Annotated in this window: 24 protein-coding genes and 1 riboswitch; of the genes, 21 read left to right on the forward strand and 3 right to left on the reverse strand. The window is 34.5% G+C overall.

What is annotated here, in order from left to right; genetic code table 11:
* Positions 1–112 precede the first annotated feature (112 nt).
* On the reverse strand, positions 113–2,533 hold the full coding sequence (locus DFR79_RS05370) for a penicillin-binding protein 1A (protein ID WP_133514470.1): 2,421 nt from the start codon (positions 2,531–2,533) through the stop codon (positions 113–115).
* 149 nt (positions 2,534–2,682) lie between these two features.
* Here DFR79_RS05370 and tyrS point away from each other — a divergent pair, with 149 nt between their 5' ends.
* The 4 genes from tyrS (at position 2,683) to DFR79_RS05390 (ending at position 8,796) form a co-directional block, all read left to right on the forward strand.
* Positions 2,683–3,903, forward strand: a complete 1,221-nt coding sequence (tyrS, locus tag DFR79_RS05375; RefSeq protein WP_133514610.1) for a tyrosine--tRNA ligase — start codon at positions 2,683–2,685, stop codon at positions 3,901–3,903.
* Between the two features lie 434 nt (positions 3,904–4,337).
* Entirely contained in the window at positions 4,338–6,974 is a 2,637-nt protein-coding gene (alaS, locus tag DFR79_RS05380; protein WP_133514471.1) for an alanine--tRNA ligase, read from the forward strand.
* A 118-nt stretch (positions 6,975–7,092) separates the two neighbouring features.
* Positions 7,093–7,353, forward strand: coding sequence for an IreB family regulatory phosphoprotein (locus DFR79_RS05385; RefSeq protein WP_108142125.1), 261 nt, complete (start codon positions 7,093–7,095; stop codon positions 7,351–7,353).
* A 168-nt stretch (positions 7,354–7,521) separates the two neighbouring features.
* Positions 7,522–8,796, forward strand: coding sequence for a Gfo/Idh/MocA family protein (locus DFR79_RS05390; protein ID WP_133514472.1), 1,275 nt, complete (start codon positions 7,522–7,524; stop codon positions 8,794–8,796).
* Positions 8,797–8,914: 118 nt separating this feature from the next.
* On the opposite strand, the gene DFR79_RS05395 is transcribed toward DFR79_RS05390, so the two are convergent.
* A complete protein-coding gene (locus tag DFR79_RS05395; RefSeq protein WP_133514473.1) occupies positions 8,915–9,748 on the reverse strand; it encodes an AraC family transcriptional regulator in 834 nt (277 codons plus the stop codon).
* Between the two features lie 122 nt (positions 9,749–9,870).
* Between DFR79_RS05395 and ruvX the strand changes: the two genes are divergently transcribed.
* The 7 genes from ruvX (at position 9,871) to DFR79_RS05430 (ending at position 14,819) form a co-directional block, all read left to right on the forward strand.
* On the forward strand, positions 9,871–10,278 hold the full coding sequence (gene ruvX, locus DFR79_RS05400) for a Holliday junction resolvase RuvX (protein WP_133514474.1): 408 nt from the start codon (positions 9,871–9,873) through the stop codon (positions 10,276–10,278).
* A gap of 88 nt (positions 10,279–10,366) precedes the next feature.
* Positions 10,367–10,633, forward strand: a complete 267-nt coding sequence (locus tag DFR79_RS05405) for a DUF1292 domain-containing protein (protein WP_133514475.1) — start codon at positions 10,367–10,369, stop codon at positions 10,631–10,633.
* A gap of 79 nt (positions 10,634–10,712) precedes the next feature.
* Positions 10,713–11,726, forward strand: coding sequence for an endolytic transglycosylase MltG (gene mltG, locus DFR79_RS05410; RefSeq protein WP_133514476.1), 1,014 nt, complete (start codon positions 10,713–10,715; stop codon positions 11,724–11,726).
* Between the two features lie 63 nt (positions 11,727–11,789).
* Complete coding sequence (locus DFR79_RS05415; RefSeq protein ID WP_133514477.1) at positions 11,790–12,434, forward strand: O-methyltransferase; 645 nt, start codon at positions 11,790–11,792, stop codon at positions 12,432–12,434.
* Entirely contained in the window at positions 12,427–13,656 is a 1,230-nt protein-coding gene (locus DFR79_RS05420; protein ID WP_133514478.1) for a peptidase U32 family protein, read from the forward strand. Before DFR79_RS05415 ends, DFR79_RS05420 begins: the two co-directional genes overlap by 8 nt.
* 1 nt (position 13,657) lies before the next feature.
* Positions 13,658–13,894, forward strand: a complete 237-nt coding sequence (locus tag DFR79_RS05425; RefSeq protein WP_133514479.1) for a DUF4911 domain-containing protein — start codon at positions 13,658–13,660, stop codon at positions 13,892–13,894.
* 235 nt (positions 13,895–14,129) lie between these two features.
* On the forward strand, positions 14,130–14,819 hold the full coding sequence (locus tag DFR79_RS05430) for a cell wall hydrolase (protein WP_133514480.1): 690 nt from the start codon (positions 14,130–14,132) through the stop codon (positions 14,817–14,819).
* A gap of 109 nt (positions 14,820–14,928) precedes the next feature.
* Here DFR79_RS05430 and DFR79_RS05435 read toward each other — a convergent pair whose 3' ends face one another.
* Entirely contained in the window at positions 14,929–15,183 is a 255-nt protein-coding gene (locus tag DFR79_RS05435; RefSeq protein ID WP_108139784.1) for an AbrB/MazE/SpoVT family DNA-binding domain-containing protein, read from the reverse strand.
* A 202-nt stretch (positions 15,184–15,385) separates the two neighbouring features.
* Here DFR79_RS05435 and DFR79_RS05440 point away from each other — a divergent pair, with 202 nt between their 5' ends.
* From DFR79_RS05440 to DFR79_RS05485, 10 genes are all read left to right on the forward strand, one after another.
* Positions 15,386–15,823, forward strand: a complete 438-nt coding sequence (locus DFR79_RS05440) for a Fur family transcriptional regulator (protein WP_133514481.1) — start codon at positions 15,386–15,388, stop codon at positions 15,821–15,823.
* A 68-nt stretch (positions 15,824–15,891) separates the two neighbouring features.
* Complete coding sequence (locus tag DFR79_RS05445; protein WP_133514482.1) at positions 15,892–16,584, forward strand: Crp/Fnr family transcriptional regulator; 693 nt, start codon at positions 15,892–15,894, stop codon at positions 16,582–16,584.
* A gap of 118 nt (positions 16,585–16,702) precedes the next feature.
* Complete coding sequence (locus DFR79_RS05450) at positions 16,703–17,605, forward strand: shikimate dehydrogenase (protein WP_133514483.1); 903 nt, start codon at positions 16,703–16,705, stop codon at positions 17,603–17,605.
* Positions 17,606–17,671: 66 nt separating this feature from the next.
* Positions 17,672–17,759: riboswitch (cyclic di-GMP riboswitch) on the forward strand.
* A 167-nt stretch (positions 17,760–17,926) separates the two neighbouring features.
* On the forward strand, positions 17,927–19,627 hold the full coding sequence (locus DFR79_RS05455) for a GspE/PulE family protein (RefSeq protein WP_133514484.1): 1,701 nt from the start codon (positions 17,927–17,929) through the stop codon (positions 19,625–19,627).
* A 23-nt stretch (positions 19,628–19,650) separates the two neighbouring features.
* Positions 19,651–20,712, forward strand: coding sequence for a type IV pilus twitching motility protein PilT (locus DFR79_RS05460; protein WP_133514485.1), 1,062 nt, complete (start codon positions 19,651–19,653; stop codon positions 20,710–20,712).
* A 31-nt stretch (positions 20,713–20,743) separates the two neighbouring features.
* On the forward strand, positions 20,744–21,991 hold the full coding sequence (locus DFR79_RS05465; protein WP_133514486.1) for a type II secretion system F family protein: 1,248 nt from the start codon (positions 20,744–20,746) through the stop codon (positions 21,989–21,991).
* A 188-nt stretch (positions 21,992–22,179) separates the two neighbouring features.
* Positions 22,180–22,626 (forward strand): type II secretion system protein, encoded by a 447-nt coding sequence (locus DFR79_RS16390; RefSeq protein ID WP_133514487.1) that lies wholly within the window; start codon positions 22,180–22,182, stop codon positions 22,624–22,626.
* 39 nt (positions 22,627–22,665) lie between these two features.
* Complete coding sequence (locus DFR79_RS05475) at positions 22,666–24,423, forward strand: O-antigen ligase family protein (protein WP_133514488.1); 1,758 nt, start codon at positions 22,666–22,668, stop codon at positions 24,421–24,423.
* 15 nt (positions 24,424–24,438) lie between these two features.
* Positions 24,439–24,903, forward strand: coding sequence for a type II secretion system protein (locus DFR79_RS05480; RefSeq protein WP_133514489.1), 465 nt, complete (start codon positions 24,439–24,441; stop codon positions 24,901–24,903).
* Between the two features lie 30 nt (positions 24,904–24,933).
* Positions 24,934–25,677: a prepilin peptidase gene (locus DFR79_RS05485; RefSeq protein WP_133514490.1), complete on the forward strand. Its 744-nt coding sequence runs from the start codon at positions 24,934–24,936 to the stop codon at positions 25,675–25,677.
* Positions 25,678–25,699: the final 22 nt, after the last annotated feature.

Consider the following 25,699-nt stretch of genomic DNA (forward strand, 5'->3'; position numbering starts at 1 on the left):
TATTGGATATAGGAAAGGGATTTCCCCATTTGTAATTTGTAAGTGGAGAAATCCCTTTAATTTATTATTTATTTAAATGTATCATTATTATTTAAAGAACTATCATTTTAGTTTAATCACTACCAAATATATCGAATAGATTCCTGATAGAATCCTCCGACTCCTCAGAACTTTCTTCTGAATTGGATTCTGTGCTGGTATGATCTTGATTTTCAGTCAGCGGCTGACCCTCAGGATGTAAATTACATGTTCTATTTGGTTTAGTTTCATAGCGAGGACTGCCATTTCGCTGAACTTTTGGAATTCCATATTCATGATCTATCAGCTGGACTGGTTCCCCAACTTCTATAGTATAAGTTCCTCTTACTAGATCTTCTGAATTTTTATTAGAATTAACCTCTTTAAACGACTTTTTAGTTGGCCCGATTCTAATTCCTGAATCAGAAATATAATGCCGTTTTTCAACCTGGTCGGCAGGACAATTGGCTGTTGCAAGCAGTCCGCTTTTTCGGTCAACCAGAACAGTTTCTACCGGTCCATGCAGACTTTCTTTTTTAGTTGGTTGTGTACCTTTTTTATAGGGCAAAACATCAATTCTGGGAGAATATTGATTTGGAAGCAGACCAGTATATGGTCCGACACCAATCTCAATAACATTATTTGGCTTCTGGAAGTTGATAACAGGCATTTCTTTAACTGCGGCTCTCATATAATCTCCCCAGATTTGAGCTGCTTCTCCACTACCCACAGTTTTAACATCATATTCCATCGACTGGTTGGTGTCCTCCCCAATCCAGACACTTGTTGCAATCTGAGAAGTGAAACCAACAAACCAGGCATCAGTATAATCATTTGTTGTACCTGTTTTACCACCAACATCACGGTTCATCTGAGCTCTATGTCCTGTTCCATTATCAACAACACTTTTTAACATAGAAGTTATTAAATAACTATCAGCTTCTGACATAACCATCTTGCTCTCCGGCTGTGCTTCATAAATCAAATTATCATGTTTATCATAAACTTTAGTTATAGCATGTGGTTCAGTATAAATTCCCTTATTGGCAAAAACACTGTAAGCAGCCGCCATTTCTAAAGGAGTAACACCTCTATTTAAACCGCCAAGAGCAAGGGAATAATGGTCAGCAAGAGCATCCTTTTCAGTAAAGGTTGAAATTCCCATTTTTTCTGCAAAATTAATTACATTTTTTACTCCCACATCCTTAATCAATTTTACTGCAGCAACATTTACCGAATTGGTCAGGGCAGTATTCAAATTAATTAATCCTCGGTAGCGGTCCCCGTAGTTTTGAGGCCAGATGCTTAAATTATCTCCCTTACCAGTTTCTGAAGCAAGCATTGGTAAATCATTAATAATAGTACCGGTTGTATATCCACCATCAAATAAAGCAGTAGAGTAGACAAAGGGTTTAAAGGCAGATCCCGGCTGTCTAACAGCCTGATAGGCCCGGTTAAATTGATCAGTTCCCCGGCCTCCAACCATTGCTCTAATCGCGCCACTATTAACATCTAAACTAACTAAAGAGAGCTGGGGCTGTAATTTATTGCTCTGATTACTCTGAAAAGAAGGAATAAATCCATTTTCAATCTTATTTCTTATTGTCTGTTCTGCTAATTTCTGCATATTACGGTCTAAAGTTGTATGTACTTTTAAACCTCCACTATAGACCATAGAAGACCCAAAACGATCAATCAATTGATCTCTAACATAAAGAGTAAAATAATGGGCTATGTCTTCTTTTGTATTTTCAACAGTATCCAGATTTAACTTAGCATTTTTTGCTTTCTCCATTTCACTTTTGGTAATATATCCTAGTTCATACATTCTGTCCAGAACAATGTTTCTTCTTCTAATAGCAAGTTCTGGATTTCTTAAAGGTGAGTAATTATTTGGTGACTGTGGTAAACCAGCGATTAGAGCTGATTCTGCTAAATCAAGCTCCCAGACATGTTTACCGAAATACTGTAGTGAGGCTGTTTCAACACCATAAGCACTGTGTCCTAAAAATATTTCATTTAGATACATTTCTAAAATCTCAGCTTTGGTGTATAATCGTTCAAATTGGATTGCCAGATAGGCCTCCTGAATTTTACGAATATAAGTTTTGTCTAAGGTTAAAAAAGCATTTCTGGCCAGCTGTTGGGTAATTGTACTTGCACCCTGATCAGTAAGATCACCCTTTAATATATTATTTAACATTGCTCGACCAATACCCCAGAAATCAATACCGTGGTGGACATAAAATTTAGTATCTTCAATAGCTACAATTGCATTTTTTAAATTTTCTGGTATTCTTTCCAGAGGAACATAAACTCTATTTTCTTTGAATAATTTAGTTAAAAGTTCACCATTAGCATCATAAATTAATGTTGCTTCACTTGAACCTTTATAACCTGTAATATCAGGAGTATCCTGAATTATCCAGGTGACAGCACCTAAGATAGCGCCTGTTCCCAGGGCAAAAATTAATAAAAAAGATATTAAAAATATTGCCTTTGTTCTTTTCTTCATTACTTTACCTCCCGTTAATAAAATATTATAACATAAAACAGCTGTTTATGGTACCCCTTGTTAGTAATTAATCTATCTGTTATAATTAAATGACAAAGGATACAGGAGGTGAAGTACCTGTTGCCAACAGCAAGGAACAGGTGTTTTTTATGAAAATTAAGGAACAGATTGAGATATTAAAAAGAGGGGTAAGTGATCTTATCTCTGAGGAAGATCTAAAAGACAAATTGATTGAAGCAGAAAAAGAAGGAAGACCTTTAAAAGTTAAGCTCGGGCTTGATCCATCAGCCCCGGATATTCATCTGGGACATACAGTGGTACTTCGTAAGTTAAAGCAGTTTCAGGATTTAGGCCATGAAGTCTATTTAATTATTGGTGATTTCACTGGAATGATCGGAGATCCAACCGGTAAATCTGAAACCAGAAATCAGCTGACCAGAGAAGAGGTTTTAGAAAATGCACGTACATATGAAGAACAGTTTTCTAAAGTGCTGGATCCCGAAAAGACCAGGGTAGTTTTTAATGGAGACTGGTTAAGTGAAATGGATTTTGCTGATGTTTTAGAATTATCAGCCCATTATACAGTTGCCAGAATGCTGGAGCGTGATGATTTTTCAAAACGTTATAATGCCGGTAAGCCAATTGGAATTCACGAATTTTTCTATCCCTTAATGCAGGGTTATGATTCGGTAGCAATTGAAGCCGATGTAGAATTAGGGGGAACAGATCAGCGTTTTAACTTGCTGGTTGGGCGTAAATTGCAGCAGGAATACGGCCAGGAGCCCCAGGTTATTTTGATGATGCCCTTACTGGAAGGTTTAGATGGTGTCAACAAAATGAGTAAGAGTTTAGATAATTATATCGGAGTTTATGATGAACCGGCTGATATGTTTGGTAAGGTAATGTCGATTCCTGATGATATGATCTTACGTTATTTTGAACTTTTAACTGATGTTTCAATTGAACGTTTAAATGAAATGAAGGAAAAATTGGACCGTGATGATTTTAATCCAATGAAATTAAAAAAAGAACTGGCTCATGAGATTGTAAAGGAATATCACAGTGAAGAGGATGCAGTTAAGGCCCGGAAAGAATTTGAAAGTGTTTTCTCTAAGGGAAATTTACCTGAGGATATTCCGGTAATTGAGATTTCAGAATCTGATCTAGAAGATGGTGAGCTCTGGATAGTGAAGCTGATAGCTGCAACTGGACTTGTTGATTCTAACAGTCAGGCCCGCCGAATGATTAAACAGGGTGCGGTAAGTATTAATGATGAGAAGTATGAAAAGATTAATCTGGATATTAAAGTTGAGGATGAGATGATTATTCAGATTGGTAAACGCCGCTTTGCTAAAATTAAATTAGTTTAGACAGCAGCTGAAATTTATTTTTCTGTTCTTTCTAAAATTATTTAAAATAACTAGGGCCTCAAAATCTTAAATCTCTATCCAGATCAGCTTTAAGAAAAAGCTAATAATCATATTTTGCAATTAATAAGACTACCTTCCCGATCAGAACCTCGTGTTCTGCGGTCAGCTGAGAACATCCTGTTTTCAGGTCTTATTAATTGCTCATATTCTTAAAGTTTTTCTAGAAAAGCTGATGAGTCAGTCGATTTAAGATTTTGAGTCCTAGTTTCAGTTAAATAGAAGATTAGAACAGAAAAATAAATATACATTTTAATAACTAATTAAATTTTAGCTGCAGCAGTTATTAGAAGAACAATCCATAATTAATTTTCAAGGAAAAGCGTTGTGGAGATTAATATCTGAGAGAAAGAAATAAATTTGAAAGGAAGGTTTAAATGATTAAAAGTGGAGATGAAATAAGACAGGCTTATCTTGATTTTTTTAAATCAAAGGGGCATCTGATTTTAGATAGTGCACCTCTGGTTCCTAAAAATGATCCAAGTCTGTTGTGGATAAATGCAGGAATGGCTCCCTTTAAGCCATATTTTGACGGCAGTCTTGAGCCACCTAAAAAGCGTATTGCTACCAGCCAGAAGTGTATCCGTACAAATGATATAGAAAATGTGGGTAAAACGGCACGTCATCATACTTATTTTGAAATGCTCGGGAACTTTTCTTTTGGTGATTATTTTAAAGAAGAAGCAATAACCTGGGGCTGGGAATTTGTAACTGAAGTTCTGGAGCTTGATCCTGATAAATTATGGATTACAATTTATGAGGAAGATGAAGAAGCTTTTAAGATCTGGCATGACAAGGTTGGTTTACCGGAAGAAAAGATAGTCAGAATGGGTAAAAAGGAAAATTTCTGGCAGATTGGAACTGGCCCCTGTGGTCCCTGTTCTGAAATTCATTATGACCGGGGAGTAGAAGCAGGTGACAGTGAAGAAGATGTGCTTGGTGGTGAAGGTGATAGATATTTAGAAATCTGGAACCTTGTCTTTACTCAGTATAATTATACAGAAGCCGGAGAATACAGAGAACTGCCCAATAAAAATATAGATACCGGGATGGGGCTGGAAAGAGTTGCTTCTATTTTACAGGAGACTGAAACCAATTTTGAAACAGATTTGATTAAGCCGATTATCGATCAGGTAGTAGAAATGACAGGGATTCCCTATCGGCAAGATGAGGAAAGTGTAACAGCATATAGAGTAATTGCTGATCATATTCGTTCCGCTTCTGTTGCTATTTCTGATGGAGCTTTACCTTCTAATGAAGGACGCGGTTATGTAATTCGCCGTCTGATTAGAAGAGCTGCTCGTTATGGTCGAAAACTTGGTTTTGAAAAACCATTTTTATATAAATTAGTGGAAAAAACAGCTGAGATAGTAAAGGGTGTAGCACCTGATCTTAAAAAACAGCTGGCTCATGTTAAAAACGTTCTTAAATCTGAGGAAGAAAGTTTTTTAAAAACCTTAGAACAGGGGTTAAATATTCTAGAAGATATGTTAAGCAATCTAAAATCAGAAAATAGAGAAGTACTGGCAGGTAAAGAAGCTTTTCGCTTATATGATACCTATGGTTTCCCCCTTGATTTAACCGAAGATATTGCAGCTGAAGCTGGAATTAAGGTTGACGAAAAGGGATTTGAAAAAGAAATGGCAGCTCAGCGCAAACGAGCCAGAGAGGCCAGAGAAGAAACTTCTTTCAGCAGAGGGGAAGTAGAAAAAATTTATGCAGAATTTAAAGATCAGATTGAAGAAGATAATTTTACCGGCTATCATTCCTTAAAAGAAAAAACTGAAGTTATCGGTCTGCTTCAGGATAATCAGAAAGTTAAAAAGCTTACCAAAGGTGAAAAAGGAGATTTGATACTGGCTAAAACTCCATTTTATGCAGAAAGTGGGGGTCAGATTGGTGATGAAGGTATAATAAAAAATGATAATTTTAAAGTGGAAGTAACAAACACCGTCAAAAAAGCAGAAGTTTTTGTACATCAGGTTGAGGTAAAGGAAGGTTCAATAGAAGTTGGAACTGAGGTAGAAGCAGTTGTTTATCACAACAGACGTCAGGCAACTGCCAGACATCATTCAGCGACTCACCTGCTGCATAAAGCTTTAAAAGAGGTTCTGGGTGAACATGTAAATCAGTCCGGTTCTCTGGTAGCCCCGGATCGACTTCGTTTTGACTTTACTCATTTTTCTGCCCTGACTGAAGAAGAATTAGAAACAATTGAAAGAAAAGTAAATCAGGCAGTAATGGAAAATTATCAAGTGGAAACAGAAGTTAAAGCCATTGATGAAGCGAAAAAAATGGGCGCAACTGCTCTTTTTGGTGAAAAATATGGCGAAGAGGTTAGAGTTGTCAAAATGGGTGATTTTAGTATGGAATTATGTGGTGGAACTCATGTTGAGGCAACTGGAGATATTGGCGCTTTTAAAATCATTTCTGAAAGCGGAATTGCAGCTGGTGTCAGGAGAATAGAAGCTGTAACCGGAGAATATGCTCTGGATTATTTTAATTCCAGGCTTGAACTTTTAGAACAGACAGCAGCTGAATTAAAGACTGAACCTGATAATCTTTTACAGCGTGTTAAACAGCTGCAGAAAGAGCAGAAGGATTTAGAAAAAGAATTAGAAGCTTTAAAACAGAAGCTGGCCGGTTCTAAAAAGGATGAACTTCTCGATCAACTCCAGCAAATTGAAGGTGTTAATCTGCTGACAGCAGAACTTGAAGATCTTGATAATTCAGCTTTAAGAAATTTAAATGATCAGCTTAAAGATAAAGTTGACTCAGCTGTAATTGTTCTGGCCAGCAAAGGTGATAACAAAGTAATTTTTGTTGCTTCTGTAACTGAAGATTTAATTGCAAAAGGATTTAAAGCTGGAGATATTATTTCAAAAGTTGCCAGAACTGCTGGTGGTGGTGGAGGTGGACGTCCTGATATGGCCCAGGCAGGAGGTTCAAAACCAGAAAAAACTACTGAAGCACTGGCAGAAGTAGAAAAAATTGTCAGGGAAATTGCAGGATAAGTGGATAAGAGAGCAAAACTTAGCGTAATGGAGAAAAATTACTGATAAAAACAAGGAATTTGAAGCTGTCTGCAGAAATAATAAAATAAGGCAAATTAAAATACGGGATGTGATATATATGGCCGCAGAAGATTTTAGTGATAAAACGATGCGATTTAAGATTAATAAAGAAGAGTTAAGTGAAGCAGCATTTGTTCTGGGTAAGGTGTCTAAGGCCCTGGAAGAAAAGGGATATAATCCAATTAATCAAATTGTTGGCTATTTACTTTCTGGAGACCCTGCTTATATAACAAGTTATAAAGATGCCCGGACAATGATTAGAACTATTGAACGAGATGAAATAATTGAAGAATTACTGCGCAGTTATCTTAATAACTAGCAGGCTATGTTTTAAAGCAGCCGATTTTTATTGGCTGCTATTTTTTTTGCCTAAAACATCAAAAAATGTAGATTTTAAGCTAAGGAAAACAATAAATGTCTTGTTATTAATCTTTTTTTTATATAAGATTTGCTTAGAATCAATTAAATAAATTTAGGAGGAATTTTAATGAGATATGCAGTGATTGGAACTGGTTCCCGTTCAGCGATGTATTATGAGGCATTAGTCGAAAATGAAAAAATAGCAGCAGAAAATGAACTGGCTGCTTTACTTGATTTAAACCAGACAAGAATGGATTATGTTAACGAAAGACTGGGGCTGGATCTGCCAACCTATCAGCCGCATCAGTTTGAAGAAATGATTGAAAAAGAAAATATTGAAGGAATTGTAGTAACTACCAAAGATTCACACCATCATGAATATATTATCAAAGGTTTAAAAAGTGATCTTAAAGTCATCACAGAAAAACCAATGACTACAAATGAAGAGAAAAATCAGGCTATACTGGATACAATGGAAGAAACAGGTAATGATTTGACTGTGACCTTTAATTACCGTTATTCTCCCTATCGTTCCAAAGTTAAAGAAATGCTGCAGGATGGAATAATTGGAGAGGTTACAATGGTCGAATTCCACTGGTATCTGGATACAACCCACGGGGCAGATTATTACCGCCGCTGGCATGGAGAAAAAAGAAACTCCGGGTCTCTCTGGGTACATAAGGCAACACACCACTTTGATTTAGTTAACTGGTGGCTGGATTCTGCTCCCGAAGAAGTTTTTGCTTTTGGTGATAAAAGATTTTACCAGCCGGAGACTTTTCCCTATAGAATGAGATGTAAGGACTGTGATGCTAAGGATGAATGTAAATTTGAGCTTGACATGAGTTCATCCGATAAACTTACAGCTCTCTATTTAGATGCAGAGCATGAAGACGGTTATTTTAGAGATCGCTGTGTATTCTCACCGGAAATTAATATCTGGGATACAAGAGCTCTTACAGTTAGATATCAAAATCGGACTTTATTAAGTTATTCACTCAACAACTATGCCCCTTATGAAGGCTATAAGGTTGCTTTTATTGGAACTAAAGGGAGAATTGAACAGGATGTTGTAGAGGCTTCCTATATCAGCGGTCATGATGGAGAGCTGGAAAGACAGACTCCAGACAATAATATCCGACTGGAAGTCTTCCCACTCTTTGAAGAATCTTATACCCTGGATGTGGAAGTAGAAGAAGGAGGCCATGGTGGAGGCGATAAGCGTTTATTAGAAGATATTTTCCTCGAAAATCCGGAAGCAGATCCTTTAGGACGTCAGGCTGGAGGTTATGATGGAGCAATGTCAATCTTAACCGGGATTGCAGCCAGACGCTCAATTGAAAAAGATCAGCCTATTAAAATTAAAAATCTGGTTGAATTTCCATCAGGATTAAACAAATAATTTCCAATCAATAGTTTAAAGTTAACTCCTTATTAAATATAATTAAGGCTTCTGATTAATTTCAGGAGCCTTAAAAATTATCTGGATAAAAATTAGGAGTGGTAATAGATTTAGCTTATTATATTTCTTTAACTTTTCGGTATTCCAGTGGTGATAAATTTGTAAATTCTTTAAATATCCTGCCGAAGTGAGTTATATTATTAAAACCAACTTCAGTTGCAATTTTTGTTACAGACATGTCACTCTGCTGTAGAAGTTTACTTGCTTCCTTAATTCTGATATTATTTTTATATTCCACAAAATTAAAACCTGTAACTTCTTTAAAAGCCCGGCTTAAATAGGCAGAACTGTAGTTAAATTTGGAAGCAAGCTCACTTAAAGTTAAGGACTTTTGATAATTTTGACTGATATAGGCTGCTATTTTAGATATATTTTTATGTTTTTGATCAGGATAGTCAAGGTTTTGGGAGGCTGATTTTAAAGAAATTCTTTTAATGAAAATTAACAGCTCAACAATTATCATTTTGACATATAATTTGTTTTCAGCTTTTTTACTTTTTTTGTTTTCAGTAATTAGTTTAAACAGCTCTTCTTCCAGCCAGAGCTGCTGTTCGGGATTGAGGCTTAAAACATTTTCTTTTTTTTGGAAAATTCTAAATAATTCAGCTGCTTCCATTTCTTCAGTCAGGGAAGCAAAAAAATTCTGATCAAACTGAATTAAAATTCTTTCATGTTCTGGATTCTCCTGATCAATAGTACTTGTTTTATGTAATATATTTTTATTGATTAAAACCAGATCTCCTTTTTTAACATGATAGCTTCGCTGATTGATAAAATAATTGCGCTCACCTTTTAAAAGATAGTAAATTTCAAATTGATTGTGATAATGACGCTGTTCCATATTGAAGGGTTCAGCCTCTCTTTTTACATGGGTAATAATTGCTTGATTCATAATCCACCTCCAGAATTAAATTATAATTGACTGAAATACTTATAATTAAGCCATAAATTTGCTTATTTACTAAAATGATTATATAATATTTTATTGAAGAAAGAAAATTGGAGGCCAGAGAGTTGAGAATTTTAGCTTTAGATTATGGCAATAAAAGAGTGGGAGTCGCAGTTAGTGACGCTCTTGGTTGGACAGCACAGCCCCTGGCAACTCTTGCGATGCACGGGCACCAGGAATTACTGACAGAAATAAAAGAATACATAGATAAGTATGATGTAGAAGAAATTGTAGTTGGAATGCCCTATAATATGGATGGAACAAGAGGTAAAAGGGCGGAAATAACTCAGGCTTTTATTAATTTTTTAAGAAACAACCTTGAGCTTCCGATTCAGATTCAGGATGAGCGGCTGACAACAAGTCAGGCCAAAAACATACTGCTGGAGGCTGATGTCAGCAGAAAGGGCAGAAAAAAAGTTATTGACAAAATGGCTGCGTCTTTAATTCTGCAGTCTTATCTTAATTCAAAGTAAAACGATAGGTACCAGGTCCAAATCAGCTGATTTGGACCTGGTACAGAAGAATTAATTCACAAACCAACAAAATGAAAGGGGTAAAATGATGAGTAATGGCAAGTTTTGGATTGATGAAGAAGAAAAAGAACTGGTTTTATCAGATAGCACAGGGGAGAGCCGCTTTATCATAGAAGATGACCTGGTTATTGACGGTGTAAAATACTTAATTATTGTTGATGCCAGAGCTGGCGAAAATGCTGATGCAACAGTAGTTAAAATTATCAATGAAGGGGAAGAAGAAATTATTATTCCTGTTGAAGAAAAAGAGGAATTCGAAAAAGTTCAGGCTGCATATCTAGAAGATATGGAATAAAACAATTTTGCTATATAAATACTGCCTGTATAACTTTTATTAATCAATCAATTTAGAATATGAAAGGAAGATTTTGAAGTTGAAAAGAACAGCTTTTATATTTTTGATTTTTATTATAATACTCAGCTTTTCGCTGAAGGCCTATTCTTTAATGGAGCCCATAGATCCTGTTGATCCGAGAGATATTATGGTAAAAATAGAACAGGGGATGACTGGTAGAGAAATTGCTGAATTGCTGGAAGAAAAAGAAGTTATCAAGTCATCTACTATGTTTTATTTGCTGCTCCGATTTAAACAGGTTGATAATCTGCAGGCAGGTTACTACCGCTTTTCAACTTCTAAGACTCCTTTAGAGATCATGGATAAATTACAGCGTGGAGATGAAATGCAATTTAAAATTACTATTCCAGAGGGATTTACTCTGGAAGAAATTTTAAATAGATTTGTCGCTCTGAAACTGCCGGAGTATGAAAGAAAAGTTCTGGAAAATGAAATTAATAAGGAAATTTCTAAAATAGAGATTGAAAGAAGTTTTGAAAAAAAGATTTCTGAATCTGAGGAGTTTTATCCGGCAGAAGGTTTTATTATTCCCAACACCTATAATTTTCCTGTGAGTTATGATGAACAGGATATAGCAAAATCGTTAATAAATTACTTTATAGCTCAAAGACAGCCTGTTTTAAAAAAGGCCGCAGCAGATAGTAATTATTCTGCTTATCAACTTTTAATAATTGCTTCTTTAATTGAAGAAGAGGGAAAACTGGCAGCAGAAAATAAATTGATTGCTTCAGTTATCTATAACCGTTTAGAGAGGGGTATGCCCCTGCAGTTGGATGCTACAGTTCAGTACGCTCTACCTGCAAGAACCGAAAGAGTACTTTATGAAGATTTAGAAGTTGATTCTCCCTATAATACTTATCTAATAAGTAAGCTGCCTCCTACTCCAATAGCAAATCCGGGTAAACTGGCAGTGAAGGCTGCAATTAATCCTGCCGAAAGTGATTATTTATTTTATTTTGCCCGTGAGGATGACAGCCATGTCTTTACAGAAAGTTATGAGGAACATCTGCAAAAACAGCGAGAGCTGAATTAATTATATACTACAAGATTGAATCAATTAAAAATAATTGTTTATTAAGCACAGAGGAAGTAGATTATGAAAATTACTGATATTAACAGCAAATTTTCTAAAAGTAAATATATAGAGCGTCAATTCGCTGAAATTGAAAAGCACTGTCAAGAAATTCATATTCCAATTATTGATCGAGATGCGGCTGATTTATTAAAGTTACAGTTAAAACTCAAAAAGCCGCAGAGAATTTTAGAAATTGGTACTGCTCATGGATTTTCTACACTTCTACTTGCAAAATATAGCCCGGAAATGTCTGAGATTACGGCAGTAGAATTGGATTCCGGCCGGGCCCAGCAGGCAAAAGAAAATTTTTTGAAATTTAATTATCAGGAGAAAATAGATTTAAAAGTTGGAGATGCCTTTGACATTTTGATGTATTTAAAAAAGGATTATGATTTTATTTTTCTTGATGCTGCCAAAGGGCAGTATTTTTATCTTTTTGAATATTTAATGGAGCTTTTAGCCCCCGGAGGACTTTTAATTTCGGATAATGTGCTTTATAAAGGTAAGGTTCTTGCAGATGGTGAAGCAGATGCAAAAATTAGAACATTGGTCAAGAATTTAAAAAAATATTTAAAATTAATTATGAACCATCCGGAACTTGAGTCAACAATAGTTACCGCAGGTGACGGAATGGCGATTAGCAGGAGGAAAGATATAAATGAATAAAGTAGAACTACTGGCACCAGCAGGAAGTTTAGAAAAACTTAAAACTGCCATTTTATTTGGTGCAGATGCTGTATATTGTGGAGGTTTAAACTTTGGTTTAAGAGCCGGAGCTGACAATTTTACTGTTGAGGAGCTTGAGGCAGGAATAGAATTTGCTCATCAGCGGGATAAAAAAGTATATATGACACTGAACATGATTCCTCATAATAGAGAACTGGCTCAACTTCCAGAATATATAGAACAAATTAAAAAACTTAAGTTAGATGCACTTATAATTTCTGATCCTGGTGTTTTTGCTTTTGTCAAAAAAGAAATGCCGGAGATGGAGATTCATATTAGTACTCAGGCCAATAATGTTAACTGGGCTTCTGCTCTTTTTTGGGCAGAACAGGGAGCTGAACGGATAATTCTGGCCCGAGAATTGAGTAGAAATGAAATTGAAGAAATTGCAGATAAAACAGAGGGGAAAATAGAATTAGAATATTTTGTTCATGGAGCAATGTGTATTTCTTATTCTGGACGCTGTCTGCTCAGTAATTATTTTGTGGGACGTGATGCTAATAAGGGAGACTGTGCTCAGTCCTGCCGCTGGAAATATCATCTGGTAGAAGAAAAGAGACCAGGTGAATATTATCCAATTGAAGAAAATGATCAGGGCACTTTTATTATGAACTCCAGAGACTTAAATCTGGCTGAAGAAATTCCAGAACTAATAGAATTGGGTTTAAGTAGTTTAAAAATTGAAGGCAGAATGAAAAGTGTTCATTATGCTGCAACAGTTGTGAATACCTATCGGCAGCTGATAGATCAGTATTATGAAAATCCTGAAAACTTTGAAGCTGATCCGGAGCTATTAGCAGAGCTCAGAAAAATAAGCCATCGAGATTATACCAAAGGTTTTTATTATGGTAAACCGGGATCTGAAGGACAGAGATATGAAAGTTCTTCTTATTTAAGAACTTACGATTTTATGGGAGTTATTAAAGATTATGATTCCACTCAAGCAGAAGCAGTGGTGGAAGTTAGAAACAAGATTTTTAAAGGTGATCAGTTGGAATTAGTAGCCCCCGGTCAAAAATCATTTACAATCACTGCTGATTATCTTTTAGATGAAGAGGGAGAAGAAATTGAGGCTGCTCCCCATCCAAAACAGTTAATTAAAATACCTCTTGCTTCAGAAGTCCCAGCTGGTACTTTACTGAGGCGTCAAAAGGAGAATTAAAATGAAGGATACTCTAAAACTTAGATATGAGGTCGATCCAGAGGAAATTAATTTTATTGATATGATTATTAAAGCTTATGAAGGAATAGGTACTGTTAATGTGGATCACGATAATCCAGGAGAGATCTGGATTGATGTTACTGAAGGCACCAGAGCGGAAGTTAAGGAAGTTATGGCTGATCTGGGGAAAAAATTTAAAGTCAGATTAATTTCTGAAAAGAAAAATAAATTACTGTAATTAATGTTTGACGATGCTAGCTCTGATTTAACAGTGTGCTCAAAAATTCAGCTGATAAATATTTGTAAATGTAAAATAGGAACATTTGACAATCGGTCAGTTATTGTTTATTATTGAATTAAGATTAGATACAATTTTATATAAGTTTATAAGAAGATTTTTTGTTGGAGAAGTTGAGGGAGGAAAATTAAATTATACATTTAACTAGCATGGAACAAGAGGGAGGTAATTTAAAATGCTGAGCAAAAGTAGAGTTCTAATCTCGGTAATGTTACTCCTAATAATGGTGTCTTTTGTTAATCTCGAAGAAGCTAAAGCTCTGGATCTGGCTGAATTTGGAAGCAGAGTGATGAGCAGAGGTGACGAAGGAATAGATGTAGCTATATTACAGCAGAAGTTAAAGCAATTAAATTATTATAGGGGAAAATTAGATGGACTATATGGGAGTGGAACAGCAGAAGCAGTAAAAAGATTTCAGAAAGATAATGGACTTAAGGCAGATGGAGTTTTTGGTGAAAGTTCTTTTAAAGCAATTCCTGATTTAAAGGCAGAGCTAAATTATAACATATCAAGAGATGATATAATTTTACTGGCCAGAATTATTCACGGAGAGGCCAGAGGAGAAGACTTTAAAGGTAAGGTTGCTGTGGGTTCTGTAATTTTAAATAGAATTAATAGTAAGCAGTTTCCCAATTCAATTAGAGATGTTATCTTACAGAAGGGACAGTTTAGCAGTTTGATGGATGGTCAGGCTTATTACTATCCCGGGGAAGAGGAACTGCAGGCAGCAAGAGCTGCTGTTCTGGGCTATGATCCAACTCTGGGATCTGTTTATTTTTATAATCCGGAGGTTGCAACTAATACAGCCTGGATATCACGCCGTAATTTTGTGACCAGAATTGGAGATCATGTATTTTTAAGGTAGTTCAAATTTTAAAAATATAATTAAATTAAATAAAATATAAAAAATAGCACCTGTGCAGGTGCTATTTTTTTAGAAATCGATATCCAATTTTTGTTATTTGGGTAAAAAATTATTTTTCTTCCTGCAATTCCTTCATGTTATCCATACATTCGCCGCAGATTGTTCTACCTTTATATTCGATAGTGTCATCTGCGCTGCCGCAGAAAATACATGCTGGCTCATATTTTTTGAGAATTATTTTTTCTTCATCAACGAAGATTTCCATTGGGTCTTTTTTATTGATATTCATAGTTTTTCTGAGTTCGATTGGAATTACCATTCTACCCAAATCATCAATTTTACGGACGATACCAGTAGATTTCATATTAATTCTCCTTTCATAACAAATTTCGACAAATTATTCTTGTTTATTACATTATATAATCTATTAGAGCTATAGTCAATACCCAAATGTTATTTTTTAAAGTAAAAAATGGATAATTAAGCGAAAAAATTCAAAATAATTATTAATATTTGTTTAAATATGTGATAAAATATAAATAGTCATCTAAAATGGGGTGTTTATAATGGAGAAATTAAAAGAAAAGTTTAAAAGAAAATTAGCAGAAAACAATTATAAATTGACAAAGCAGAGAGAAATTATCTTAGATACAATTCTCGAAAAGGAAAACTGGCATTTTACCGCTGAGGAACTTTTTGCAGCTGCACGAAAAAAAGACAGGGATATTGGTATGGCGACCATATATAGAACTCTGGAGTTAATGCAGAATCTAGATATTGTGCATGTACTCGATTTTAATGATGATTCCCGTAAATATGAAATATATTTGGAAGAAGCCCACCATCATCATTTAATTTGTAAGGGCTGTGGTAAATTAATTGAGTTTAGTGATCAGGATATTGATTACTTTGAATCAGAACTGGAAGATAAATATGATTTTGAAATTACAGAACACAAATTAAGATTTTACGGATATTGTAATGAGTGTAAAGAAAATAATTAAGAAAAAAGGAATTTTTTAATTAATAGAGAATACTATATATATAGCAACAAAGAGAGGTAGGTTGAGCTATGGAGGAAACAAAACAGTGTTTAAAAGATTTAATTGTATTTCAGAATCTGGATCCAGAGGAATTGGAACTTTTATGTCAAAATTCTTATGCCAAATTTTACGAAAAAGGTGAGGTTATCTTTTTTGAAAATGACAGTGTAAAAAAATTATATTTGTTAGTAAACGGTAAGGTAAAGCTTTCTATGCTATCTGCAGAAGGTAAAGAAAAAGTGCTGACAATCCTGCAGGAAGGGGATATTTTTGGTGAACTTTCTTTATTTGACGAAGATCCTCATCCGCTGACTGCTGAGGTAATGGATGATGCTCGTTTGTTGATCATTCCCTGGAATGAGATGGAAAAGATGATTATTGACCGTCCTTCACTGGCAATTAAAATTATTGAAGCACTATCTAAAAAAACAAGACTTTTAACCAGTCAGGTTAGAGAATTGGTGTTTCAGGATGCTGCTGGAAGATTGGCCAGCTTGCTTTCGCGTCTGGCAGAAGACTTTGGCCGGGAAATTGAAGAAGGTACAGTTATTGATTTAGTTTTAACCCACCAGGAGATTGCCAATTTAATTGGTTCTTCCCGGGTTACAGTTACTAAATTGATCAATAAGTTTATTGATGATGGAATGATTACAATTAAAAAAAGGAAAATTATTATTAAAGACTTCGAATCCCTGGGAGAAAGACTGCAGACAGTTTTTTAAGTTTCAGCTCGGGATAATCCTGTAGTCTGAGATAATACATAACAGACACGCTGGCAGAATCATTCTGGCGTGTTTTGATTTTTTTATATTTTTAATTTAAGATTTTAGGAGGTAGAAGATGAGTATTTTTATACCTAATAGTGAAACGAAATTGTATGGTTTGCTGGGAAAAACACTGAGTCATTCTATTTCTCCATCTCTACATAATAATGGTTTTAGAGATTTAGGGATTAATGCTATTTATTTGATGCTGGAGACTAAAGATCAGGACCTGGAAGAATATATTAACTCCTTAAAAAATTTAGGTTTTGACGGCTGGAATGTCACAATCCCTCATAAAGAGAGTATTATACCATATTTAAATGGTTTTTCTTCTCTGGCCCGGGCAGCAGGAGCAGTAAATACCGTTTTAAATAGAAAAGGAAGATTAACCGGCTATAATACTGATGTTATTGGATTTCAGCGTCAGATTGAGGAATCAGGGGTTAAAGTTAAGGACAAGAGAGCTGTTGTAATTGGTGCAGGTGGAGCTGCGAGAGCAGTTATTGCAGCTATGGTTCAGCTTGACCTGGCAGATATTACTATTATTAACCGGACAGTAGAAAATGCGGAAGAACTGGCAAAACTTTTTAGAGAAGAAAATGCTAAGCAAAACTTTGATTTCTGCAGTCTGGATGAGCAGGAATATGCAGAACCCTTAAAAGCAGCAGATCTGGTGGTTGATACAACCCCGGTTGGAATGTATAGTAATAATATTGAGAACATAGTAATCAATCCTGATTATCTGCATCAGGAGCAGCTGGTAATAGATTTAGTATATAATCCACTTAAAACTAAAATACTAAAAGAAGCAGAAAAAAGAGGAGCTCAAATTGGAAATGGGCTGCCAACTTTAATTTATCAGGCAGAGGCTTCTTTTAAACTCTGGACTCAGGAGATGCCGAAAAAGCAAAAATGGTATCAAATAGCAGAGGATGCTGTAGAAAAAATTGAGGCCGAAAAAAATGATTCTGACGAATAGTTATTAGTTTATATCTATTATCCAAAATTTGATGTATAATAGATATAGGCAATAATTTATTAAAATAGCATAAAAAAGCAAAACAGTCGAAAGGCTGTGACGCAAAGACATAAATCTAAGGGAAAAATTTTCTATGATCGTTATGTTTGCCTCAGCTTTAAAATTGCCAGTGAGATTTACTTAATGGCAATTTTTTGCTTTATTATATTATAAAAATTAAAAGTTAAGTTAGATAAGGCAGGAATTATTATTCTTTTGACGAATTTTATTAAACAAATACAAAATTATGACAAACTTAGATATTAATAAGGGGGTGAGGAAGTGACAGCACAAAATAGAAAAAAATTAGGTAAGCTTTTAGTAGACCATGATTATATAAGTAGAGATCAATTAGAAGAAGCTTTAGATAGATTAAAAGTAACCGATAAAAAAATAGGAGAAATTTTAGTTGAATTGGGTTATGTTCAGGAAGAGGATTTGATAGAAGTTTTAGAATTTCAACGTGGTATACCACATGCTGATCTTGATAAATACTTTTTTGACCCTTCCTTAGCAGGATTAATACCCGAAAATATTGCCAGACGCTATTTAGCGGTTCCGATTGAAAAGAGCAGTCGGGATAAATTAAAAGTAGTGATGGCAGATCCGACTGATTTAGTTGCTATAGATGATATAGAAATGTTGAGCGGTATGAGTGTGGACCCACTTTATGGTGCACCTCATCAAATTCGTTCGGCAATTGATCGACTCTATAGTAATGATGATCTTGATATTTCAAGTATTTTCGAAGATTTTAATCTTGATGATATAGAAGAAGTTTCTGATAGCGAAAATGATGAAATTTACGAAGAAGAAGAGCTTAGAGAAATGGTAGATGAGGCTCCGATTATTAAACTTGCTAATTATATAATCAGTAAGGCCTATCAAAAAGGAGCAAGTGATATTCATATTGAACCTGAGGAAGATAAAATTAGAGTTCGTTTTAGAATAGATGGAGTTTTGGAGAAGGAAATGACAGCTCCTAAATCTTCCCATCGTGCTTTAATTTCCAGAATTAAGATTATAGCTAATCTTGATATTACCGAGCATCGAGTTCCTCAGGATGGAAGAATTAAAATGTTTTTTAAAGGTGAAAAACTTGATATGCGTGTTTCTACCCTGCCTACGATTAAGGGCGAAAAGGTAGTGATTCGTCTGTTAGCTCAGAATACAAATCTTTTAGATTTAGATAATTTAGGTTTATCCGATTATAATAGAAAGAAGTTTGGGGAATTAATTAAAAAACCAAATGGAGTTATATTATTAACAGGTCCTACAGGTAGTGGTAAATCGACTACACTTTTTGCAGCTTTAAATGAACTAAACAGCCCTCAAATAAATATGGTTACAATTGAGGACCCGGTTGAATATCAGATTGCTGGTATTAATCAGGTCCAGGCAAAAGAAAAAGCGGGTTTAACCTTTGCTAAAACACTGCGTTCTATTTTAAGACAGGATCCGGATATAATTATGATCGGTGAGATGCGGGACCAGGAAACTGCAGAGATTGCTGTCAGATCAGCTTTGACAGGCCATTTAGTCTTTAGTACACTCCATACAAATGATGCTGTAAGTTCGATTACCCGATTAATTGATATGGGCTTAGCCCCTTATCTGGTAGCAGCTTCTTTAAATGGTGTTGTTGCTCAGAGACTTGTACGCAGACTCTGTCCACACTGTAAAGAGAAAAGGGAACTTAATAAAACAGAATTAAAATATCTTGACGAACCCAGTATTGAAGAAGCATATTTTGCTGTTGGCTGTAAAAAATGTAATGATAGTGGTTATGATGGCCGACTGGCGATTCAGGAAATTTTTGAAATAGACAATCAGATAAAAGAGATGATTAGTGATAATCTTTCTAAAGAAAAAATTAGTGAATATGCAAAAAATAATGGTATGATCACATTAAAACAGGATGGTATAGAAAAAATTAAAGCCGGAGAAACTGATGTTTCAGAATTGGAAAGAATAATTTATTAAAGCTAGATTGGGGAGTGGTGTGATTGGAATTTGAAGATTTATTAAAAATAGTTTCCCAGGATGATCAGATTTCTGACCTTCATTTAACTGTGTTTTCTCCTCCTTATATCCGTAAAAATGGGAAATTAAGACCCTATGAAAAATATAAGGGAGAATTAAGTGTTGAGGATACTGAAAGATTAGCTAAAGAAATGATGAATGAAAAACAGTATAAAGAATTCAAGGAAAAGGGAGAGCTGGATTTTTCTTATAGAATACCCGGCACTTCCAGATTTAGAGTTAATGCTTATCATCAAAGAGGTAGTGTGGGGATAGCACTGCGGATTATTCCCAGTGAAGTTCCCTCAATTGATGAGATGGGTTTACCTGAAGTTTTTAAAAAACTTGCAGGTCAAAGAATGGGTTTAATTTTAAGTACCGGACCTACCGGGAGCGGTAAATCTACAACACAGGCAGCAATTATTAATGAGATCAACCAGACCCGGCAGTCACATATAATGACTTTAGAAGATCCAATAGAGTATCTTCACAAACACAATAAAAGTCTGGTTCATCAGCGTGAAATTGGTAGTGATACTGATAATTTCAAAAGAGGCCTGAGAGCCTGTCTGCGCCAGGATCCGGATGTGATTTTAGTTGGTGAAATGAGAGATCTAGAGACTATTCAAATTGCTTTAGAGGCTGCAGAAACCGGACATTTAGTTCTGGCAACTCTGCATACAAACAGTGCTCCTGCTACTATAGATCGGATCATTGATGTTTTTCCGGCATCACAGCAGGATCAGATTAAAATTCAGCTGTCTTCTGTGCTCAGTGCGGTTATTGCTCAGCAGTTAATTCCTACTAAAGATCAGAGCGGCAGGGTGGCAGCATTTGAAATCATGATGGCCACCTCAGCTATTAGAAATATTATCAGGGAAGGTAAGACAAATCAAATTTATTCTGCTATTCAGACCGGTGGACGTTACAATATGATTACAATGGATAATTCTCTTTTAAAATTATATCAGAGTGGTAAAATTTCTAAGGAATCAGTTTTACATCACTGTAATGATATAAAATATGTAAATGAAAAATTGCGTTAAATTTAAAATAAAGAGTTAAGGGAGGTGCAAAATGGCACAACTTTATAGTTATAAAGCCCGGGGCCAGGCAGGTCAGCTTCTAAATGGTAGTATCGAAGCAGCCAGCAGAAAAGATGCAGCAAAAGAACTGCGAGGAAAAAATTTATATGCTGTTTCCATTCAGGAAATAGAAAGCAAGGAAAAAGCAGCGAAAAATTCTAAATTTTCTCTGGCAATGGATATTTCAGAGATAAATATTTTTGGTGGTGGCTATAAGATTTCGGAGCTGGCCAATTTTGCCCAGAGATTATCTGTTTTGATTGCTGCAGGAATCCCTCTGGTCAGATCGCTGAGCATTATTAAAAATCAGTCTAATGTAAAACATGAAAAGGAAATGCTGAGTCAACTATTATCCAATGTGGAGGCAGGAGAAACATTATCTTACGCTTTACAGGAGCATCCTAAATATTTTCCTAAATTATTTGTCCATTTGATCAAAGCAGGAGAAACAGGTGGAGTCCTGGATGATGTATTATCAGAATTAGTAGAATATTACCGCAAACGAGATAAAATAAATAAAGAAGTTAAGTCTGCTTTATATTATCCGATTACGATAGTTATTGTAGCAATTGTAGCTGTCTTTATCCTGATGGGTTTTGTACTTCCCAATATTTTAGATATGCTGGTCGGATTTGGAGGAGAAATTCCGCTGCCAACTCAAATCTTAATTTTTGTCAGTAATATTATTTCTGCTTACTGGTGGGCAATCTTAATTGCAGCAGCTGGAGCAGGATTTTTACTAAATTCTTATTTTAAAACTCCCAGGGGTAAATTGAGAAAAGATAAATTTATGTTAAAAATTCCTGTAGTTGGTGATTTAATTAGAAAGATTGTTATTGCCAGATTTGCCAGTACTCTGGCACTTTTAATTAAAAGTGGGGTTAATATTATCAATGCGCTGCCGGTTATTGAAGAGGTTGTAGATAATGAAGTTTTTTCTGATATCATATTAGAAACTAGGTTGAGAGTTAGAGAGGGTTCAACACTGTCGGAGCCGATTAAGCAGAGTGGAGAGTTTCCACCAATGGTGGTCCAGATGCTTAAAGTTGGGGAAGAGAGTGGTAATATAGAAGATATGTTAAATAAGATTTCTAATTATTACGACATGGAAGTTGAAAATGCAATTGAAGGAAGTATTTCCTTAATTGAACCAGTAATGATCGTTATCTTGGCTGTAATTGTCGGTGGGATTGTAGCTTCGGTTATTTTACCACTGTTTAGTATTTACAGCAGTTTTTAAACCAGAGTATTACTTAGCGAAAACTAATTTATGTAGCTCACTTAATTGTTATCTATTTTTTATAATGCAATAATTGAATAATACAAATAATGTTTGATGAATTTTGAGGAGGTGGGGCTCAAAACAAGAAGACTTGTAGTTGAAAGATTTTTATTAAATTTTTAAAACAAAAATAGGAGGAAGAAGATATGAAAAAAATAAGAGATATTTTTAGTGGAAATGAAGGTTTTACTTTAATTGAATTATTGATTGTAATTGTGATTTTAGGTGTGCTGGCAGCGATTGCAGTGCCGAATTTAGCTGGGTTATCTGATTCGGCAAATGAAGAAGCTGTTAGAGCAAATGCAAGAACACTGGCTGTTGAATTAGAGGCTTTTAAAGCAAGTCCTGATAGTAAGACAATTCCTAATGCTACTGATGGTTCAACTGGAACAATTACTTCAGATTCAGCAGGTTGGAACTGGGATGATTTTAATGGAATGATTGCTTTATTTGGTCAAGAAGGGGTTACTGTTACTGTTGATACTTGGTCAATTTCTAATGGTGAATTAGATAACTATAAAATAACTTTATCTGGAGATTTTGGTGATAGTTTGATTATAGAAGATGGTTCAGTTACTACATCTGGTGCATAAAATTAATTAAAATCAAAAATAAAAGTTGGGGGTTAAATTTTGATTTCCCAAAAAAAATTAGAAAAACTTATAAAATTTAACCTTCTTTTTATAATTGTAACTATTCCTGCAGTTATGTATTTGCATTTAGTTATGCAGGGAGAAGAAGCAACTGAAATCTGGGGCAGTTTCATAAACATTGACTTTTATTCATATTATAAGATGATATTTTTTCTAACTGCCTCATTTTTTCTTCTAATTTTATTTCTTAAATATATTGATCAGAATCAGCTTCAGCCAAGTAGATATCATATACCTATTATTATTTACAGTATTTTAACGGTTATTTCAGCTTTTGCTGCTGAATACAAAGAAATAGTAATTAAAGGTTTTCCTGATCGTTATGAAAACATTTTTGTTCTGCTGGGATATATGTTATTAGTTGTAGTTGTGATCAATATTATCAGGGATAAAAAGTCATTTAAATTAATTTTAAAAGCTCTCTTTATTTCAGCTTTTATTTTAGCTATTCATGGTGTTTTGCAATTTTACAACTATGATTTACTGGCGACTGAGTTTGGAAGAAAGTTAATTACTCCAGCTGGACTGGAATTTTTTGTAGACCGTTTGAGTTTTATCGGTAAAAGAGTAATTTATTCTACAATGTATAACCCAAATTATGTGGGAAGCTATGGCTCAATGGTTGGTATTTTAGCACTTGGTTTATATACGAGTTCTCAAAAGAAAAACAGATTATTTATATCAGGTATTTTGAGCACTTTGTTATTTGCTTTTTTAATTGGGTCCCGTTCCCGGGCTGGTTTTATGGGTTTTATTGCGGGAACTTTAATTATATTATTTATGCAGCGGCAGTTTTTAAAAGTGCACTGGCCTAGAATTATAATCATCTTTACAATTTTTACTCTTGTATTTACAACTATGAATGCCAGAGGTTTAGATGAAATTTTTAGTGATGTTTTATTTCCAAAAACGGAAAAAGAAAAATATCTAGAAGAGAAGATTTTACCACCAATAACGGAAGTTAGTTCTGAAGCTGGTGAATTGAAACTGGAAACAGCTGAAGCAGAATTTGAGATTATGATGAATTCAAAACAGATTAAAGTTTTGAATAAAAAGCCAATCAATGTTTATAACTCAAGCAATGAAGTTAAAGAAGTTATTTTTAAGGGAAAACAACATCTTAATCACAGCTTTCAGATAAATGAACAGGAAAACTCTATAATCTGGAACTATGGTGCTAAGAAGGCTCAGTTTTACTATCAGGATGGACAGATTTTAATGGCAGGAATGCATAATAATTTATATCCTTTAGTTGAAGCAGAAAGTATTGGTTTTGAAGGTTATGAAAGATTGGGTTCATCCAGAGCTTATATCTGGTCAAGAACATTACCATTATTAAAAGATACAAGTTTTATTGGCCACGGTCCTGATACTTATGCGATGTATTTTCCTCAGGATGATGTAATCGGAAAACTTAAATTTTTTAATAATCCTGAAATTATAGTGGATAAACCCCACAATTTATATTTGCAGATAGCTGTTAATACAGGAATTACTTCATTATTAGCTTTATTATATATATGGGGTGATTATATTATTTCGTCATTTATTTTGTTTAATAATAGTGATTTAAGCAGCTGGAAGAATAGACTGGGAATTGCATTGATGGGAGCAGTTGCTGCATATTTAACAGCTGGTTTTTTTAATGATAGTGTTATATCTGTAGCACCAGTTTTCTGGATTTTACTGGGGCTGGGTATTTCTATAAATTATCTGGCAAAAGAAGATAAGTTTTAAATGGAGGACAAATTTATGAGTTTTAAAAGACTAAGAAAACAAGCCGGTTTTACTTTAATTGAATTATTAATTGTGATAGTTATTTTAGGTACCTTAGCTTCAATAGCTCTTCCAAATCTAACTGGCTTAATAGAAGAAGCAAGAGTTGAGGCTATAACTTTTAATTCTAGAACTTTATTAACAGAAATGAAAGTGTATGAATTTGAAAATGATCAATATCCCGCGGCTGCTAATGTCCAGGAGTTTATTAGTAATTATAGAGATCAATTAAATGCTTTAGATAGTATTGTACAGGAAGTAGGAACCGATGATTATAGCAAATATAATTATATGACAAATGGAAATAATAGTGATTATGTTTTTTCAGTCCAGCTACCAAATAATAAGTATGTAGTTATTTCAGCTAAAGAAGGACTGGAAGAAATCTCAGGAAATTTATCAAATGAAGACTTAGAAGATTATTTAACTTTAAATGAGTAAAATTATAGTCTTATAGATTGGAAGGATAATATGCTTTTCTTAATTTTTATTTTAGGATTAATAATTGGCAGTTTTTTAAATGTTGTGATTTATAGACTACCTGAAGGTAAATCAATTGTTTATCCAGCATCTCACTGTCCAAATTGTGGTCATAAATTAAGTCCACTGGAATTAATACCAGTTTTAAGTTATTTATTTTTAAGAGGGGAATGCAAATCCTGTGGAGCAGATATTTCAGTCAGATATCCTTTAATTGAATTAACAACTGGAATTATATTTATTATTAATTATATCTATTTATCTGATTTGATTATCTTGGCCGCAGGTTTGATATTTTCTTCTTTATTGATTGTTTTAACAATAATTGATTTTGATCATCAGATATTACCAGATAAATTGACATTAGGTGGACTTATATTAGGATTAATATTTAGCTTTTTTAGATCTGATATAACTGTAATTTATTCGTTAGCAGGTATACTGGCAGCTGGAGGCTTATTATTTTTAATCGCTTATCTAAGTAAAGGTGGTATGGGTGGAGGAGATATTAAAATGATGGCAATGGTCGGCAGTTTTACCGGGCCGATAATTGCTCTTAGTTCTATCTTTTTAGGAGCAGTGATTGCTTTAATAGCTCATTTACCTGGGATTGTGTCTGGCAAAACAGGAATGAAAACTAAACTTCCTTTTGGACCATTTTTGGCACTGGCTTCACTAATTTTATGGTTCTGGTCTGAGGAATTGTTTGATTTATATATTAACTTATTTATTTAAACACAAAAGAGGGGGCAATATA

The organism is Halanaerobium saccharolyticum (assembly GCF_004362045.1).
In the GTDB taxonomy this organism is placed as follows: domain Bacteria; phylum Bacillota; class Halanaerobiia; order Halanaerobiales; family Halanaerobiaceae; genus Halanaerobium; species Halanaerobium saccharolyticum_C.